Origin of the sequence: Streptomyces sp. NPDC020422 (assembly GCF_044386705.1) — a bacterium.
Classification (GTDB): domain Bacteria; phylum Actinomycetota; class Actinomycetes; order Streptomycetales; family Streptomycetaceae; genus Streptomyces.
Genome location: NZ_JBIRVJ010000001.1, coordinates 835,900 through 852,865, shown reverse-complemented (window position 1 = coordinate 852,865; position 16,966 = coordinate 835,900). Strand labels below are relative to the sequence as shown.

Annotated in this window: 18 protein-coding genes; 11 read left to right on the top strand and 7 right to left on the bottom strand. The window is 73.7% G+C overall.

Annotated features, from left to right (window positions below; genetic code table 11):
• Positions 1-26: 26 nt before the first annotated feature.
• The 5 genes from ACH414_RS03815 to ACH414_RS03795 form a co-directional block, all read right to left on the bottom strand.
• Positions 27-1,418, bottom strand: coding sequence for a rhodanese-like domain-containing protein (locus ACH414_RS03815; RefSeq protein ID WP_398940730.1), 1,392 nt, complete (start codon positions 1,416-1,418; stop codon positions 27-29).
• Between the two features lie 348 nt (positions 1,419-1,766).
• Positions 1,767-3,896 carry a SpoIIE family protein phosphatase gene (locus tag ACH414_RS03810; RefSeq protein ID WP_382544065.1) on the bottom strand — a complete coding sequence of 710 codons (2,130 nt, stop codon included), beginning with the start codon at positions 3,894-3,896 and terminating at the stop codon, positions 1,767-1,769.
• A 104-nt stretch (positions 3,897-4,000) separates the two neighbouring features.
• On the bottom strand, positions 4,001-4,972 hold the full coding sequence (locus ACH414_RS03805) for a glycoside hydrolase family 26 protein (RefSeq protein ID WP_386566894.1): 972 nt from the start codon (positions 4,970-4,972) through the stop codon (positions 4,001-4,003).
• 102 nt (positions 4,973-5,074) lie between these two features.
• Positions 5,075-6,079 (bottom strand): alpha/beta hydrolase, encoded by a 1,005-nt coding sequence (locus ACH414_RS03800; protein WP_398940729.1) that lies wholly within the window; start codon positions 6,077-6,079, stop codon positions 5,075-5,077.
• 75 nt (positions 6,080-6,154) lie between these two features.
• Positions 6,155-7,327 carry a hypothetical protein gene (locus tag ACH414_RS03795; RefSeq protein ID WP_398940728.1) on the bottom strand — a complete coding sequence of 391 codons (1,173 nt, stop codon included), beginning with the start codon at positions 7,325-7,327 and terminating at the stop codon, positions 6,155-6,157.
• 274 nt (positions 7,328-7,601) lie between these two features.
• On the opposite strand from ACH414_RS03795, the gene ACH414_RS03790 reads away from it, so the two are divergent.
• The 6 genes from ACH414_RS03790 to ACH414_RS03765 all read left to right on the top strand — a co-directional run bounded on the left by ACH414_RS03790 (position 7,602) and on the right by ACH414_RS03765 (position 11,578).
• Entirely contained in the window at positions 7,602-9,260 is a 1,659-nt protein-coding gene (locus tag ACH414_RS03790) for a SulP family inorganic anion transporter (protein WP_382544629.1), read from the top strand.
• Complete coding sequence (locus ACH414_RS03785; RefSeq protein ID WP_382544054.1) at positions 9,257-9,676, top strand: pyridoxamine 5'-phosphate oxidase family protein; 420 nt, start codon at positions 9,257-9,259, stop codon at positions 9,674-9,676. Before ACH414_RS03790 ends, ACH414_RS03785 begins: the two co-directional genes overlap by 4 nt.
• Positions 9,673-10,092 (top strand): ATP-binding protein, encoded by a 420-nt coding sequence (locus ACH414_RS03780; protein WP_386566891.1) that lies wholly within the window; start codon positions 9,673-9,675, stop codon positions 10,090-10,092. Before ACH414_RS03785 ends, ACH414_RS03780 begins: the two co-directional genes overlap by 4 nt.
• A gap of 154 nt (positions 10,093-10,246) precedes the next feature.
• Complete coding sequence (locus tag ACH414_RS03775) at positions 10,247-10,591, top strand: ArsR/SmtB family transcription factor (RefSeq protein ID WP_382544048.1); 345 nt, start codon at positions 10,247-10,249, stop codon at positions 10,589-10,591.
• A 64-nt stretch (positions 10,592-10,655) separates the two neighbouring features.
• On the top strand, positions 10,656-11,027 hold the full coding sequence (locus ACH414_RS03770; RefSeq protein ID WP_398940727.1) for a PadR family transcriptional regulator: 372 nt from the start codon (positions 10,656-10,658) through the stop codon (positions 11,025-11,027).
• A complete protein-coding gene (locus tag ACH414_RS03765; RefSeq protein ID WP_398940726.1) occupies positions 11,024-11,578 on the top strand; it encodes an HAAS signaling domain-containing protein in 555 nt (184 codons plus the stop codon). Before ACH414_RS03770 ends, ACH414_RS03765 begins: the two co-directional genes overlap by 4 nt.
• A 60-nt stretch (positions 11,579-11,638) precedes the next feature.
• Here the strand turns inward: ACH414_RS03765 and ACH414_RS03760 are convergent, their stop codons facing one another.
• Complete coding sequence (locus ACH414_RS03760) at positions 11,639-12,829, bottom strand: alginate lyase family protein (protein WP_398940725.1); 1,191 nt, start codon at positions 12,827-12,829, stop codon at positions 11,639-11,641.
• Positions 12,830-13,945: 1,116 nt separating this feature from the next.
• Between ACH414_RS03760 and ACH414_RS03755 the strand changes: the two genes are divergently transcribed.
• From ACH414_RS03755 to ACH414_RS03735, 5 genes are all read left to right on the top strand, one after another.
• Positions 13,946-15,136, top strand: coding sequence for a cytochrome P450 (locus ACH414_RS03755; protein WP_398940724.1), 1,191 nt, complete (start codon positions 13,946-13,948; stop codon positions 15,134-15,136).
• 14 nt (positions 15,137-15,150) lie between these two features.
• On the top strand, positions 15,151-15,357 hold the full coding sequence (locus ACH414_RS03750) for a ferredoxin (protein WP_382544035.1): 207 nt from the start codon (positions 15,151-15,153) through the stop codon (positions 15,355-15,357).
• Between the two features lie 84 nt (positions 15,358-15,441).
• Positions 15,442-15,756 (top strand): ArsR/SmtB family transcription factor, encoded by a 315-nt coding sequence (locus ACH414_RS03745; RefSeq protein ID WP_382544033.1) that lies wholly within the window; start codon positions 15,442-15,444, stop codon positions 15,754-15,756.
• Entirely contained in the window at positions 15,753-16,169 is a 417-nt protein-coding gene (locus ACH414_RS03740) for an SRPBCC domain-containing protein (RefSeq protein WP_382544030.1), read from the top strand. Before ACH414_RS03745 ends, ACH414_RS03740 begins: the two co-directional genes overlap by 4 nt.
• Positions 16,170-16,310: 141 nt before the next feature.
• Positions 16,311-16,769, top strand: a complete 459-nt coding sequence (locus ACH414_RS03735) for a GNAT family N-acetyltransferase (RefSeq protein ID WP_386566887.1) — start codon at positions 16,311-16,313, stop codon at positions 16,767-16,769.
• Between the two features lie 10 nt (positions 16,770-16,779).
• Here the strand turns inward: ACH414_RS03735 and ACH414_RS03730 are convergent, their stop codons facing one another.
• Positions 16,780-16,929, bottom strand: coding sequence for a hypothetical protein (locus ACH414_RS03730; RefSeq protein WP_398940723.1), 150 nt, complete (start codon positions 16,927-16,929; stop codon positions 16,780-16,782).
• Between the last annotated feature and the right edge of the window lie 37 nt (positions 16,930-16,966).

The following is a 16,966-nucleotide window of genomic DNA, read 5'->3' as shown; positions in this document are numbered from 1 at the left end:
GCGGGGGAAGGTGCTGCGGGCGTGCGTCAGGCGCGCGCGGTCGGCTCCGCCGAGAGGGCCCAGGCCGCGTAGCCGCCGAGGATGTCGGAGACGTCCGCGAAGCCGCGCCGGCGCAGGAGGCTCGCCGCGATCGACGAGCGGTGGCCGCCGGCGCAGTGCAGGACGAGGGGCAGGTCGGCGGGCAGCTCGGCGGCGCGGGCGGGCAGCTCGTTCAGCGGTACGTGCAGGGCGCCGTCGATGAAACCGTTCGCCTCGCGCTCCCCGCAGGTGCGGACGTCGACGACGACCGGGGGGTTGTCGCCGGTCAGCGCCGCGCGCAGGTGGGCGGCGGTGAGGCGGCTCGCGGGGGCGACCTCGTCGGCGAGCGCCTCCAGGGCGTCCTCCGGGTCGCGCAGATAGCCCACGGCGCGGTCGAAGCCGATGCGGGCGAGGCGGGTGACGACCTCCTCCTCGCGGTGCTCCGGTGCCATGACGATCAGACGGTCGGCCGGGTCGAGGACGGTACCGGCCTGCTCGGCGAAGCGGCCTTCGGCGGGCACGTTGACCGCGCCGCGCAGGTGCCCGTTGGCGAACTCCTGCGGGGAGCGGGCGTCGACCACGACCGCGCCCGCGTGCCGCAGCTCGGCGAACTCGGCCGGGGACAGCGGCCGTGGCGTCGTCGCCGCGTCGTACAGCAGGCGGTCCTTGCGGTTGAGTTCGGCGTCGTAGGCGAAGTACCCGGGCGCGGGCGGCTGCCCGGCGGTGACGAGCGCGACGAACGCCTCGCGGCTCATCGGGACGCAGGCGTAGTTGGTGGCGCGCTGCTCGCCGATGGTGGACTGCTTCTCGGTGGAGAGGTTCTTGCCGCAGGCGGAGCCGGCCCCGTGGGCGGGGAAGACGCGGACCTCGTCGGGCAGTGCCATCAGTTTGTCCTGGACGCTGTCGTGGAGCATGGCGCCGAGCTCCTCGGCGGTCACGCCCACGGAGGCGAGCAGGTCGGGGCGGCCGACGTCGCCGATGAAGAGCGCGTCGCCGGTGAGCACGCCGTACGGCACGGCGTCGTCGGCGTGCTCGTACACGAGGACGCTGATCGACTCGGGGGTGTGGCCGGGGGTCGCCAGGATCTCGAGGGTGACGTCGCCGAGTGCGATCCGCTCGCCTTCGGCGAGCGCGCGGATGGGGTACTCGGTCTCGGCCCCGCGGCCGTAGCCGATCCAGGCGCCGGTGCGGGCGGCCATTTCGAGGTGGCCGGCGACGAAGTCGGCGTGGAAGTGGGTGTTGATCACGCCGACCACGGTGAAGCCGTGCGCGGCGGCGTCGGCGAGGTACTCGGACACGTCACGGCGGGGGTCGACGACCACGGCCTGCCCGGTCGTCTCGTCGGCGATCATGTACGACGCCTGGGAGAGGCAGTCGAGGTAGTACTGCGCGAAGAACACGGCGTTTCCTCCATCGGGGACGGGCCGGCGGGGCGGGTGGGGCGGAGCGGGGCGGGCCGGGGACACCCCTCGCCTCGATACCCCCCTGGGTATCTCTCCCCACGACCGTAAACAGGTCGGCCATCGCCCGTCAAATACCCCCCTGGGTATCTCGCATCACACCTTCGACATACGGGTGGGGGTATATTGAGCTGCTGGTACTCCCCCGGGACAGACGCCGACGGGCCCGTCGAAGGCCCGGCTCTTCGCGGGGTGGTTCCGGCGCCCAGGTCGACCGTGGCCGCCGGGCGGTCCGGGCTGCCGAGAGCTCCCGGGCGGGCGGAGGGCGAGTCGACGACCAGGCGCTTCCTAGCCGCCTGGTTCCGTCCGCCGGATGTCGCGCACCAGGAGCACGGTGATGTCGTCGGTGGGTCGGCCGTCGGGCCAGGACTGCCGGACGAGGCCGTCGGCGAGGCGCGGGAGCGGGTCGTCGGTGTCGGCGAGGTGGCGGGCGAGGGCGGCGGTGGTCAGGGCGGGGTCGACGCCAGGGACCTCGACGAGGCCGTCGGTGTAGAGGGCCAGCAGGGCTCCCGGCGGGAACGGCGCGGCGGTGACGGGGTAGTCGGCCCGGGTGCCGACGCCCAGCAGGGGGCCGGGTTCGGCGTCGAGGACGCGGGCCCGGCCGGGCGCCGTGCGCAGCAGGGGCGGGACGTGCCCGGCGTTCGCCAGGGTCAGCCGGTCGTGCGCGAGGTCGAGGTGCACGTAGAGGCACGAGACGAGCAGTTCGGAGTCGAGGTCGGCGAGGAGCCGGTTGGTGTGGGCGAGGACTTGGGCGGGGGACGCTCCGGAGGTGGCGTGGGCGTGGATGGCGGTGCGGACCTGGCCCATGAGCGCGGCCGCGGCGATGCTGTGCCCTTCGACGTCGCCGACGACGGCGGCGACGGTCGTGGCGTCCAGCCGGAGCACGTCGTAGAAGTCCCCGCCGACCTGGAGGTCGTGGACGGCGGGCAGATAGCGGGCGGCGATGTCGAGGCCGGGCACGGCGGGCGGGTTGCGGGGCAGGAGGGCCTGCTGCAGCTGCTGGGCGAGGTCGTGCTGGGCGTCGTGGAGGCGGGCGCGGTCGAGCGCCTGGGCGACGAGACCGCCGAGCGAGGTCAGGACGGCGCGTTCGTCGGCGGAGAAGCGGTGCGGGCGGTCGTACGAGATGATGCAGCAGCCCACGGGGCGGCCTGCGATCGTCAGGGGGAGGTAGGCCCAGGCCTGCTTGTCGCTGAGGCGCGTGGCCTCGGGATGGCGGGCGGCCATCTCGTCCCGGTCGGCGAAGAAGGCGGGGACACCGCCGGCGAGGACCTGCCCGGCGGGGGTGACGTCGGTGTTCAGGGGCAGTCCGTCGAGGCGCTCGATCACGTGGGCCGGATAGCCGTGTCTACCGATGATCTTCAGGCGTCCGGCGTCGACGGCGGAGAGCACCAGGCCCTGGGCGCCGAAGGCGGGCAGGGCGTGCTCGGCGATGAGGCCGACGAGATCGTGGACGCCGACCGCTTCGGAGAGCATGGCGGCCAGGTGGACCAGCTGGTAGAGCCGGCCGGTCGCGGCGGCGGGACGCCGGGCCGAAGCCGGCGGGAGGGTGGACGAGGCCTGTTCGCGCCCCGGTGTGACGCGGACGCTGATGCCGCTGGCGTCCGGGTAGAGCTGGAAGGTGAGCCAGTGGTCCGGCGGGCGCAGGGCCGTGAAGGAGACGGGTTCACGGCTGACGACCGCGGTGCGGTACTGGTCCTCGTAGGCGGGGTCGTCCAGCCACGGCAGCGCCTGCCAGGGACGGGTGCCGAGGAGCCGGCCGGGCTCGCGGTCGAGGAGACGGGCGGCCGCGCGGGTGAGGAAGGTGATCCGGCCCTCGAGGTCCAGGGCGAGGGCGCCTTCGGGAAGCCGCTCCGCGAAGTCGGCGGCTGCCAGACCGGTCGGCGCGGGGCCCGCGACGGCGTCCCGGGGCACGAGGCGCGGCCGGTCCGGGAGGGAGGGCTGCTCGGTGGAGCCGTCCAGGATCCGGCAGAGGACGGCGGCGTGCCCGCGGAGGTGGGCGCGCTCCCTGGTGGCGATCTCCTGGGGGTGGTCGGCGGGCCACATCAGCACGACGCCGCCCCAGCAGCGGCGCCTGCCGGTCACGGGGAACGCGGCGAGGGCGAAGCGGTACGGGAGGACCGCGGCGGCGCGCGGATAGCGGCGGGCCATCTCGTCCTGCCCCCCGACCCAGACGAGCCGGTCCTCGCCGATGGCGTCCGCGACGGGAACGGGGGCGGTGAGGGGCAGTCGCTGCCAGGGGGCGGTGAACTCCACCGGCAGACCGCACAGGGCCACCAGGCGCAGCACGGGCTCCGCCGGCTCGATCAGGTAGAGGAGGCCGATCGAGGCGCCGGTGCGGTGCACCGCGCCGGCGAGCGCCAGGTCGAGGGCGGTGTCCACCGTCCCGCCGACCCCCGGGGGCTCCTCGATCGCGGGCATCCCTTCCTCCGAGCGCTCCGGGGCCGCGACCGGCTCGGCCGCACCGGCCCGCCGCCTCCATTGTCCACGGGGGAGCGCCTGCCCGCCGGGGCGCCGCTCACCCGTCAGCGGCGCCGGTACTCGCCGGCGCTCCTGGGATGCCAGGAGCAGGTCCACACGCCGTGGGGGCAGTAGTCGGAGAGCGATTCGTAGAGCGGGCGCTGTGCGCGGAACCAGGCGAGCATGCCCTTCATGTAGTCGGCGTCGTCGCCGTTGCGGAAGAGGCCCCATTCCGGGTACGAGACGTGTTTGCGGTGCCGCTTGGCGAAGGCGACCTGGTCGCGTAGCCCGTAGGGCTCCTCCACCTGGCTGCGGAACGAGGTGCCGGGGGGCTGGTCGTAGGCGTCCATGCCGATGATGTCGACGTAGGCGTCCCCGGGATAGCAGCGGGTCCATTCGACGGCGTCGACCCCGCGGTTCGGGGCGAAGTCGAAGCGGAAGCGCTGGCCGGGGACGGAGCGCATGGCGCGGACGATGCGGCGCCAGTACTCCTGCCACCGGGAGGGGTCCGGATGGCAGCGGTGGGTGTAGGTGACACCGTTCATCTCCCAGCCGAGGACCAGCACGCTGTCGCCGAGTCGGTGCCGTACGAGGCGCTCCGCGAGGACCTTGAAGTGCGCGTCGTTGCGTCCGCTCGCCCCCTCGTAGAGGAGCGCCGCGACCTCCTCGTCGGAGAGCTGGGCCTCGCTGCGGTCCAGCATCGGCACGTTCAGGACCAGGACCCGGCCGGGGCGCGCGGTGTGCCAGGTCGCCCAGGGGCGCAGAAGCTCGTCGGGGCCCTCGATGCTGACCCAGTCGTCCCCGGCGAGGTAGGTGCGCCCCGCCTGGAGGGCGCCCTGCGCCCGCCAGGCCTCGAACCGGCCCAACCGGGCCACGCCCTCCGCACCCGAACCGACGAACACCCCGTGCAGCGTCGCGGCCTGCGCGCCGCGCGGTTTCGCGTCCCCGGTCCCGGCCGGCCCGGGGGCGACGACCGAGGTCGCCACCAGCGCGCCCACCAGCAACGGCGTCACGCCGTCGCGCACCCGCCGCACCACCGGCACTCCCTCCGGACGCCCTGGACATCGGTCCGGGCCTGACTGGTGCTCAGCGTAGGTGGCGTGGGGCACGCCCGCACGCGCACGATCCGGGCCTGCGTCTCACCGCAGGACGCGGCGGAGCCAGCGGGTGCGGGCCTCGCGGGCGTCCTGACTGAGGGCCGCCCGCGGGGCGATGGTGTCGAAGCCGTGGAAGGCGCCGGGCCACACGTGCAGTTCGGCCTGGCCGCCCGAGCGCCAGATCGCGTCGGCGTAGGCCACGCACTCGTCCCTGAAGGTCTCGGCCGACCCGACCTCGATATAGGCCGGGGGCAGCCCGGACAGGTCGGCCGCCCGGGCGGGTGCGGCGTAGGGCGGCAGGTCGTCGGCGCCGTAGCGGTCACCCAACAGCGCCTGCCAGGCGGTCGCGTTGGAGGTCCGGTCCCAGGTGTCGACACCGGCCATCTGGTGGCTGGAGAAGGTGCCGCCGCGGTCGTCGAGCATCGGGCACAGGAGGAGTTGGCCGATCGGGGCGGGCCCGCAGCGATCGCGGGCGAGCAGGGCGAGCGCCGCGGCGAGGCCGGCGCCGGCGCTCTTGCCGCCGATGAGGATACGGGCCGGGTCGATGCCGAGGCCGGTGGCGTGTTCGGCCGCCCAGGCGAGTCCGGCGTAGCAGTCCTCCAGGGGCCCGGGGTAGCGCGTCCGCGGTGCGAGGCGGTACTCGACCGACAGGACGGCCAGCCCGAGGGGCTGCGCCCAGGAGCGGAGCAGTCGGGGGAGGACGGACCACGCGTTGCCGCTGATCATGCCGCCGCCGTGCATGTAGTAGAGCAGCGGCAGCGGACCGGCCAGGCCGGCCGGCCGTGCGCTGACGAGTGTGACGTCCGGCTCGCCGGGCGGGCCCGGCACGTGCAGCTCCGACACCTCGAAACGCCCGTCGGCCCGCAGCTCCTCGACCGTCGGCCGGGGCCGCAGCGCGGCGTCCCGCTCCTGCCGGACCACGAGGTTCTCCGGGGTGTAGGGCTCCCTGTCCGACTCCCCCAGGGAGGCCAGCGCCACGCCCAGTTCGGGGTCGAAAGGAGGGGCCTGGGGAGCCGGGACGCGGGCGGGTCGGGGGGTGGGGGTCATGAGGGGCAGTATCCCCGGGGCCGGCGGCCCCTGGTGCGTGCGGCAGGTGAGAGCGGCCCGGCGAAGGGCGAAAGGCTACGACTCTCCCCCGCGCGCCGCGGGCCCCGTCACCCCCTGCGGGTCCCCCGGCGTCTGCCCGGCCGCCCTCTCCCCCGCAGCCCCCTCCCGCCGCAGCGCGACCCGCAGCGTCAGCGTGGCGACGACTCCCGCCGCCACGCCCCAGATCAGGGCGGCGGGTACGCCGTTGCCGAGGTTGCCGAAGGCGTACAGCAGTCCGTACTGCCGGCCCGTCCCGTCCAGCGCGATCCGCAGCGACTGGCTCACGAGCAGCCCGATGACGGTGGCGCTCACGGCGCCGGCTGCCATCGCGGGGACGGTGACGCGGGTGAGCAGTCCGGGGAGGCGGCGCAGGCCCCACCAGACGAGGGCGAGCACCACCAGGTCGGCGGCGCGATAGAGGAGCCAGGTGGTGAAGGGCACGCCGGCGGGGCCCGCCCAGGCACCGAGCAGCAGCCACTGGCGCAGGAGGTCGCCGGGTTCGTCGAGCAGTCCGGCGGGTGCCGGGGCCGTCTGGATGGCGGCGGCCACCGACTCGTACGAGAGGACCAGCAGGGAGAACGCGATCACCGCGGTCCCCGCGGTGGCGGCCTGGCGGGCGGGGCGCGCCGGGACGTCGGCGCGCGGGAGGTTCCCGGCGCCCTTGGCGGTGATCCGGGCGATCAGCGCGGTCACCACGGCCGTGACGAGCGCGGCCGCCACGAGCGGTTGCCGGCCGGAGGCGATGACGCTCGCGAGCTGCGGCAGGATGCGGTAGCTGCCGCGGCCGCCCGAGGCGATGAGCCAGGGGGCGGAGACGGTCACCGCGAGGACGCCGGCGACGATGCCCCAGGCCCAGAGCGCGAGCAGGGTGGCGGGCATGCGGCCCTGCACGGGCGGCAGGCGCCGGGCCAGGAGCAGGGCTCCGGGGACGAAGAAGGCGAGGACCGCGCAGAAGCGGATCTGCATGGCGGTGGTGCGGAGGGAGAGGTAGCTGCCGTCGACGACCGTCGCGTCGCCGGTGCCGCCGGACGCGGGGGCGTACGTCCAGGGGGCGAGCCGGCGTGCGAGTTCGGCGGTCTGTTCGAAGCCGAGGACGGACTGGCTGCCCGGCAGGCGGAGCGCCTCGGAGCTGGCGCCCGCCCACCACAGCAGCGCGGTGAGCAGGAGTCCCCCGATCAGTGCCGGTATGGCCGCGCGGCGGTATGTCATGTGCTGTCCCCCGTGGTGACGGCGCATCGGGCGATGCGCCTGGTCCGTCGGAGGGTACGGGGCGCTGATCACCCGGGCGTCACGAGTGGACGGATCATCATCCCCGCAGATAATGAATTGCCAAATTCTGCAATTCATTACATGATGGCCGGGCTGTGCCCGCAGGTAGCCGCGGGCACAGCACCAGAGAGGAGCGCGTGTGTCCACCCCGGCCGGCCCTCCGCCGCTGCGCCGCCTGCGCGCCCTCCTGCCGGGCCGCGCCGACTTCGCCGCCATGGCCCGCAACCCGCGCCGCGACCTGCTCGCCGGGCTCACCGTCGCCGTCGTCGCCCTCCCCCTCGCCCTCGGATTCGGGGTGTCCTCGGGACTCGGCGCGGCGGCGGGACTCGCGACCGCGGTCGTCGCCGGCACCCTCGCCGCCCTGTTCGGCGGATCCGGCCTCCAGGTCTCCGGCCCGACCGGCGCCATGACGGTGGTCCTCGTGCCGATCGTCGCCGAGCACGGGCCGAACGGGGTGCTGACCGTCGGGCTGCTGGCCGGGCTGATCGTCATCGGGCTCGCCCTCGCGAGGGCCGGCCGAACGATGGTCTATCTGCCCGCCTCCGTGGTGGAGGGCTTCACCCTCGGCATCGCCCTCGTCATCGGCCTCCAGCAGGTGCCGAACGCACTGGGCGTGGCCAGGCCCGAGGGCGACCGCGTCCTCGTGGTGACCTGGCGGGCGCTCGTGGAGTTCGCGCGCGCCCCGCACTGGACCGCCCTCGCGGTCGCCCTGGGCGTCGCCGCGCTGATGCTCGTCGGCGCCAGACTGCGCCCGGCGGTGCCCTTCTCCCTGGTCGCGGTGGCCGCCGCCACGGGGGCCGCCCAGCTGCTCGGCCTGGACGCGGCGACGATCGGCGCGCTGCCGGCCGGGCTGCCCGCCCCCTCCCTCGACTTCGTCGACGTCTCCGCTCTGGGCGGCCTCATCGCCCCGGCGTTCGCGGTGGCGGCGCTCGCCGCGCTGGAGTCGCTGCTCTCGGCCCAGGTCGCGGACGGCATGACGGTCGGCCAGCGGCACGACCCCGACCGCGAGCTGTTCGGGCAGGGCCTCGCGAACCTGGCCGCGCCCCTGTTCGGCGGCGTACCGGCGACCGGCGCCATCGCCCGTACCGCGGTCAACGTCCGAACCGGCGCGACGTCCCGGCTCGCCGCGCTCACCCATGCCCTGGTCCTCGCCGTGATCGTCTTCGCCGCGGCCCCGCTCGTGTCGAAGATCCCACTGGCCGCGTTGGCCGGCGTCCTGCTGGCGACCGCCGTGCGGATGGTCGAGGTCGGCTCGCTGCGCGCGATGGCGAAGGCCACCCGCTCGGACGCCGCCGTCCTCACGCTCACCGCTGCCGCGACGCTCGCCCTGGACCTCGTGTACGCGGTGGTCATCGGCTTCGCCGTCGCGGGCGCGCTCGCGCTGCGCGCGGTGGCGCGGCAGGCGCGCCTGGACCAGGTCGACCTCCGGGCCGACCTGCCCGGTGAGCACGACGCCGAGGAACACGCCCTGCTCGACGAGCACATCGTCGCCTACCGCATCGACGGCCCGCTGTTCTTCGCCGCCGCCCACCGCTTCCTGCTCGAACTCTCCGGGGTCGCCGACGTCCGGGTGGTCATCCTGCGCATGTCACGGGTGACGACGGTGGACGCCACCGGCGCGCTGGTCCTCAAGGACGCGGTGGAGAAGCTGAACCGGCGCGGCATCGCCGTCATGACCTCGGGCATACGCCCCGGCCAGCGCCAGGCCCTCGCCTCGGTCGGGGCGCTCGACCTGCTGCGCTTCGAGGGCCGGGAGTACGCCACCACGCCCGAGGCCGTCGCGGGCGCCCGCGGCCACCTCCGCGGTGCGGGGATCCTGACCGCGCCGGCCGCCCGCGAGGCCGGCACCGCCCTACCGGAGAGCACCCGATGAACGACCCCGCCCCGACCCTCCGCCGGATGACCGAGGTCTCCGGCGCGGAGGCCCTGTGGCTCCTGGAGGGCGTCGCCCACGGACGCCTGGTAGTCGTGCGGCGCGACCAGGCCGTCGTACGGCCCGCCCTCCACGTCCTGGAGTACGGGCGGCTGATCGTCCGCGCGCCCGTGCAGGCCGACGTACTCGCGGACCGGCCGGTGCTCACGTACCAGGCCGACGCCGTCCGACTGCCCGCCGGGAGCGGCTGGAGCGTCACCGTCTCGGGGCCCGCGGAGGCGATCGCCGACCCCGCGGAGGCCGCTCACCACGCGCGCACTCTGCCCGGCTGGGCGTACGGTCCGCACGACACGCTGCTGCGCATCCAGCCGCGGTCGGTCGCCGGGCACCGGCTCGGAAATGACCCGGCCCCGTGAGCAGCGCCCCCGAGCCCCTCCCGCACCGGCACGTGCTCACGCTGCCGACGCTCCCCGCTTCGGTGCGGCTCGCGCGCCGGACCGCCGAGATGACGTACGCCTCGTGGGGCATCGACGGCTCGCACCCCACGATGGGCCCGGCGCTGCTCGTCCTGGCCGAGCTCGTGACCAACAGCGTCCGGCACGCGGCCGCCCTCTCGCCCTCCCTGACGGTCACGTTCGTCGCCGGGGAGTACGCGCTCGCCTTCGGCGTCCATGACCGGCACCCGGACCACCCGGGGCTCATCGGCGTGCCGGCCTCCTCCCGCGGACTGGCCCTGGTGGCACAGGTGACCGCGGAGAGCGGCGGGACCTGCGTGCTGCGGCGGGACGCGGACGGCGGGGGCAAGAGCGTCTGGGTCACCCTCCCCCTGTGACGACCGCTCCCGCCCGGCGCCGGGGACTTTCCGGATTGCTAATGTGAGAAATTCCCGATGTCGTCATGTCGATGTCAGGGGGCGAGGATGGAGTCATGGCGATGACAGCACGACGGACAGGGTGCACGACCGGGGCGCGGCGGGGGTGGCGCGGGTGAGTGCGCCGCTGTACCAGCTGAAGGCCGAGTTCTTCAAGACGCTCGGGCATCCGGTGCGGATCCGCGTGCTGGAACTGCTCAGTGAACGCGAGCACGCCGTCGGCGAGATGCTGCCCGAGGTCGGCGTGGAGCCCGCGCACCTGTCGCAGCAGCTCGCGGTGCTGCGCCGGGCCAATCTGGTGGTCGCGCGCCGCGACGGCGCGACCGTGCACTACTCGCTGGTGGACCCGAAGATCGTGGATCTGCTGGCGGTGGCCAGGTCGATCCTCTCCGGGGTGCTGGCCGGCCAGGCCGAACTCCTCGCCGACCTGCGGGCCACGGCGACGCCGTCCCGCGACTGAACACGCCCCTCCGAGGCACGGACCGTCCTTGCGGGGGACGCGCCGCCGCACTATCTTGCATTGCATGGTTCCTGGTAACGCAAAGAACGACGCGGGGGGCAGGGTCCCCAGCCAGCTCCGCAAGGGGGTGCTGGAGCACTGCGTGCTCGCGCTGCTCAGGGACGGGCCGCGATACGGCGTCGAACTCCTCTCGGAGCTCGCCGAGGTCAGCGTCATGACCACCAGTCAGGGCACGATCTACCCGCTGCTGTCACGACTGCGCCGGGAAGGGCTCGTCGACACCGAGCTGCGCGAGTCCCCGAGCGGGCCGCCGCGCCGCTACTACACGCTCACACCCGTCGGCCGCGCGGCCCTCACCGAGTTCACCCAGGCGTGGCCGCTGTTCCGGGACGCCGTCGACCACTTTCTCAACGACCCACAGGGGGAAACCGCATGAACGCCACCGACCATCCGCTGGTGACCGCCTATCTCGACGCCGTCGCGCGCGAGACCGCCGAACTCCCCGCCGAGCGCCGGGCCGAGCTGCTCGCCGACCTGCGCGAGCACGTCGAGGTCAGCGGCGCCGTGGAGGACGACCAGGTCCGCGAGGTCCTGGCCGCCCTCGGCGAGCCCCGTACCGTCGCCGCCTCGGCGCTGGCCGAGGAGCCCGCCGCGGCGGCGCCGGCCCCGGCCGGCCACCCCTGGCGCGCCCGCCTCACGGTGGTGCTGCTGGCCCTGGCGGGCCTGCTCGTCCTCTTCAACGCGTTCCTCGGGACGGCGGCCCTGATCGCGGGCCTGGCGCTGCTGTGGTCCTCCCCGCTGTGGGACACGCGCCGCAAGGTGATCGGGACGCTGGCCTGCGCGGCCGCCCCGTTCGTCGTGGTCGTCGGCGCCCTGACCCTGTCCGGCTCCCGGATCGGCCCCACGGAGCTGCTGCTGATCGCGACCCTGTCGCTGGCCGTGCCGGTCGCCGGCGCGCTGGCCCTGCTCCGCGCCGTACGCCGCTGACGCGGGCACGGGAATCCCGCCGGGCCGCCCGCGGGCCCGGCGGGATCTCCACGCCCGCGGTCAGCGGGGGTTGGCGGCGTGGGTGAGGGTCTCCCAGGCGACGAAGAGGTTGTTGGAACCGGCGGGACGGTTCCGCTCGGTGAGCGCCTGGGTGTTGCTCATCGCGTAGCCCATGCGCTGGTGCAGCGCGTTGAAGCCGACCTCGGTGACGGGGCCGAGGTGGTCCTTCAGGGTGCCGCCGCAGAGCCAGCCGGGCGGGGTCTCGCCCAGCTCGTAGCGCGACTGGAGACCGAGGGCGTGGCGCAGCCGGTCGGCGACCTCGGGGTAGAGGTCCTGGCCCTGGATGCGGCTGGTCTCGGCGATGTGGGAGATGGCCGAGAGGCCGTATCCGGTGTGGGTGAGGTCCCGGCAGGTCTCCTGGGTGAGGCCGTCGACGAAGGTGGTCTGCCCCTGCCAGTAGCGGACGATCTCGTCCCGGGTGTCCAGGCCGCTGCCCGGCGCGGTCTTCGGCAGGCTGCCGTCGCTGCTGAGGTAGATGTACGCGGGGACGCGCCCGCGGAACTTCGCGACCGCCTTGTCGTACGCGGCCCGGTCCTCCAGGAAGACCGCGATGCCGATCGCGGCCTCGGTCATGCTCAGCTCCCAGTTGCCGTTGGACTGGGAGCCGCCTGCGACCTCGGGGAGGTACACGGTGCGCAGCATGTTCTTGAACCGGTCCACCCGGTCCTGCGGCCAGCCGCCGTAGGTGTAACGGATGATCTCCGCCGCCCGGGGCCACGAGGAGCCGGCCCAGCCGGTCTGGAGCGGGGCGTTGGAGTTGGTGTGGTCGGTGATGACGCCCGACCAGGCGTCCATGATCTCGATCGCCTTCTGCGCGTAACGGCTGTCCCGGGTGACGTACCAGGCCAGGGAGAGCGTGTACGCGGCGATGGCGTCCTCGCGCTCGTCGGTGCACCCGTGGTTGGGGTTGGAGTACGAGCCGCACTCGACGACGGAACGGGGCTTGGGCGTCCGCGCCAGGGAGGCGTAGGGGCTCGCCATCATCCGGTCGTAGGCCCCCTTCCACGGCTGGGCACCGGCCTGGACCCGCTCCCGGGTGAAGTCCAGTTGGCCTCGGGAGACCAGCACGCCGGGATGCACGAACACGGCGGGCGCCGCCTCGGCGCGGCCGGCGGAGGGCAGGCCGGCGAGGGCGACGAGGAGGGCGAGCAGCAGGGCGGATATGAGGGCCCGGTGGGGGTTGGTTCGCATCGGGACTCCGTTCGAGTATGTGAACTCTGGTCGGGGTTCTCGCGCTGCGAAGGTAAAGGTCTGAACCAGCACCGTCAACCGTTGTCGGCTAACTACCCTGCGATGGAGCAGCCCTGAGTCGACAAGGAGGCTGCAGGTCCCCACATGAGTCCCGTTCATGGATATGAACAGGACTCATGTTCACGGCTCAGCCTGCGACGATGCAGAAGGGGTGCCCCGCCGGGTCGGCGAGAACCCGCCACCTCTCGCCTGCGATGCGAGTTCTTTCCGCAGTGGCTCTACGTACCCGTGGGCTCCCTGCTGCACCTCGCCACGCTCCTTCTCGGCGGCGGCGCCTCGGCGCCCTTCGGCGGGCACCCCAGGGGTGCACAGAAGGGGGCGGTGTTCCTGACGCCGCGCCAGTACGAGCTCGGAGTTGCGCGGGACACCCGAACAATTTCGGGAGCGCGCCGAGTTCGCCCTGCGGAAGGCCATCGGGAGGGGCCCCGCGGGGCCGGGCGAACCGGTCGTCGTCGGCGCCCACACCTGTCGCGGCCCGGTACTTGACGGTCTGGACGAGCCGGCCCGGCCCCTAGGGTGGCGGGTCGACCGGGCCCGACTGCGGTACACGCCGGGGAACGACGCTCCCCCTCGTTCCGATGAGCTCGTAGCGGCACGGGGGCGGCGGGCAAGGAGCAGACCGTAGCGTCGGTTTCCGGAAGGGTGAGGGCGATTTGCCGCCAACGCACCACGAAAGGGAGATTCGACGGTACTGTGGTCTCAGGCCCGGCCCCGTACCTCCCCCGTGTACGAGGCCGGGCCGTTGTCATGCCCCGACGCGCGGCGCCGGCAGGGCGCGGACGCGGTCGGCCGCCAGGTGGAGTCCGCACGGGCAGCAGCGGTCGGAGGAGAGCGTCGCCACCAGGGCACCGCAGGCCGCACGCGAAGACCGTGCGGCCCTGGTGGGAGTGGTCACTCACCGGGGGCGGGAGCGCACCTTCCCGGGGCGGCCGCCGAATGGACGCCCCCGTTCCGGTGGATTGGCCGAACTGTGCGTAGACCAGATAGGTGCCTGAGGCATGTAGTGGAGACGGCAACCAACGTCAGAGCCACCGATTCGCCCTTGCGAGGCCCCCCATGACGGAAGCCGTGGCGTTCCCCCAGGACCGAACCTGCCCCTACCACCCGCCCACCGCCTACGCCCCGTTGCGCGAGGAACGCCCGCTGTCGCGGGTGACCCTGTGGGACGGGCGCCCCGTGTGGATCGTCACCGGGCACTCGACCGCCCGGGCGCTCCTCTCCGACCAACGCCTGTCCACCGACTCCACCCGACCCGACTTCCCCCTCCCGACCGAGCGGGCCACGAATCTGCGCCGGCGCCGCCGCGCCGCGCTGCTCGGCTGGGACGATCCCGAGCACAACGCCCAGCGCCGGATGCTGATCCCCAGCTTCACCCTGAAGCGCGCCGAACGGCTCCGCCCCCGGATCCAGGAGACGGTGGACCGGCTCCTCGACGCGATGGAGGCAGCGGGTCCGCCGGCCGAGCTGGTGAGCGCGTTCGCGCTGCCGGTGCCGTCGATCGTGATCTGCGAGCTGCTGGGCGTGCCGTACGAGGACCACGAGTTCTTCGAGGAGCAGTCCCGGAGGCTGCTGCGCGGCCCGACGGGCGCGGACACCGAGGACGCGCTCGCCCAGCTGGAGGGCTACCTCGGCGACCTCATCGAGCGCAAGCGGGTCAAGCCGGGTGAAGGGGTGCTCGACGACCTGGTGGCCCGACAGCAGGAGGACGGCGGGCCCAAGCCCGCCGAACTGGTCCAGCTCGCCACGATCCTGCTGGTCGCGGGACACGAGACCACCGCGAACATGATCTCCCTCGGTACGTACACGCTGCTGCGCCACCCCGAGCGCCTGGCCGAACTCCGCGCCGACCCCGGCCTCGTACCGACCGCCGTGGAGGAGCTGCTGCGGTTCCTGTCGATCGCGGACGGCCTGCTGCGGGTGGCACGCGAGGACGTGGAGATCGACGGGGTGGTCATCCGCGCGGGCGAGGGCGTCGTCTTCTCCACCTCCGTCATCAACCGGGACGAGGCCGCCTACGCCGACCCGGACAGCCTGGACTGGGCCCGACCGGCCCGGCACCACCTGGCGTTCGGTTTCGGGATCCACCAGTGCCTGGGGCAGAACCTGGCCCGGGCGGAGATGGAGATCGCCCTCGGCTCGCTGCTGCGGCGGCTGCCCGGGCTCCGGCTGGCCGCGCCGGCCGAGGAGATCCCGTTCAAGCCGGGCGACACGATCCAGGGGATGCTCGAACTCCCCGTCACGTGGTGAAAGGACCAGCACGGATGCGCATCTCGATCGACGGGGACGTCTGTATCGGCGCCGGGCAGTGCGCCCTGACCTCCCCGGACTTCTTCACCCAGGACGACGACGGCTTCGGCACGGTCGTCCCGGGGCGCGCGGAGGGCGCCTCGGGGCCCTTGGTGCGCGAGGCGGCGCGGGCCTGCCCCGTACAGGCGATCACGGTGGAGGAGGAACAGGCGCAGGCGTAGCGCGGGGCGGCGGAGCGGGGGACATGCCACGCGATGCGTCGGGAAAGTTTGACGCGTCGGATTTTCCCGACGTAACGTGGTGGCATGCCTACCGACGTGTTCGGCGTACTGGCCAATCCGGTGCGCCGCCGACTGCTCGACAGCCTGCGCGAGGGGCCTCGCTCCACGGGTGAGCTGGCCGGAATGTTCGAGCTCGGCAGGCCGGCGGTCTCCGAGCACCTCGCGGTGCTCAAGACCGCCGGGCTGGTGCGCGAGGAACCACGGGGCCGGCACCGCTTCTACCACCTCCAGCCGGCGCCGCTGGCGGAGGTGAGCCGGTGGCTGCACCCGTTCGAGCACTACTGGAACCAGCGCATGAACGCCCTGGCCGACCTTCTGGACGAGGAGAACCCCACATGACCGGGACCGCACACGACACGATCCACCTGGACACGTTCCTGCCCCACCCCCCGGCGGCGGTCTGGCGGGCCCTGACCGATCCCGAACTGCACGCCCGCTGGTGGGCCGCCGGCGACGTCAAGCCGGTCGTCGGCCATCGCTTCACCCTGGACATGGGCAACTTCGGCAGCCAGCCCTGCGAGGTCACCGAGGCGGAGGAGGAGCGGGTGCTGGCCTACCGCTTCGCCGAGGGCACGCTCGACACCACGATCACCTGGCGGCTCCAGGCGGAGGGGACCGGCACCCGCCTCTTCCTCACCCACGCGGGGTTCGACCTCGACTCGCCGATGGGACGACAGGCCTTCCAGGGCATGGGCCACGGCTGGCCGCGCGTCCTGGACCGCCTCGCCACGACGCTGGACGAAACGGCCTGATCAGCCGGCCCGCACCTGTCCACTCGGTAGTGCGTCGGTCGCGGGTTTGGACGTGGCGTCGAAAGTCGTACGGTCGGTGGACCCGCATGATCGACTCTGTGCCGTAGCGGTCACCCCAGCAGAGCCAGAAAGTGTGAGTCCATGTCTGCCGACATCAAGGTCCGTGCCGTCACCGCCGACGACTTCCCGCAGTGGCGGGCCCTCTACCGCGGCTACGCCGACTTCTACCGGGTCGAGCAGACCGAGGAGGCCGCGGCGCTGGTCTGGTCGTGGGTCAACGACCCCGCCCACGAGGTGAACGCCCTCGTCGCCGAGGACTTCGACGGCCGGCTCGTCGGTCTCGCGCACTACCGCCCCTTCGCCCGCCCGCTGTCGGCGACCACCGGCTGCTTCCTGGACGACCTGTTCGTCGCCCCGGAGAGCCGCGGCTCCGGCGCCGCCGACGCCCTCCTCGCGGCACTGCGCGAGACCGCCGCCGAGCGCGGCTGGAGCGTGGTGCGGTGGATCACCGCCGACGACAACCATCGCGCCCGCGCCAAGTACGACCAGGTGGCGACACGCACGATGTGGGTGACGTACGACATGACGCCGGGGGTTTAGGAGCCTGCCCCTAGCCGAAGAAGCGCCTGAGGCCCGAGGGGGCCGCCTGGCCGCCCTCGCCCTCGGCCTCCTCCTGCGAGGCGACCAGCTCGCCCACGCTTACCCGGAAGTGGGCCTCTCGGTGGCGTTCCACTCGGACCAGCAGGGCGCCGTCGGGCATGCGGTAGACCTGGCGCCCCGGTCGTCCCCCGGGATTC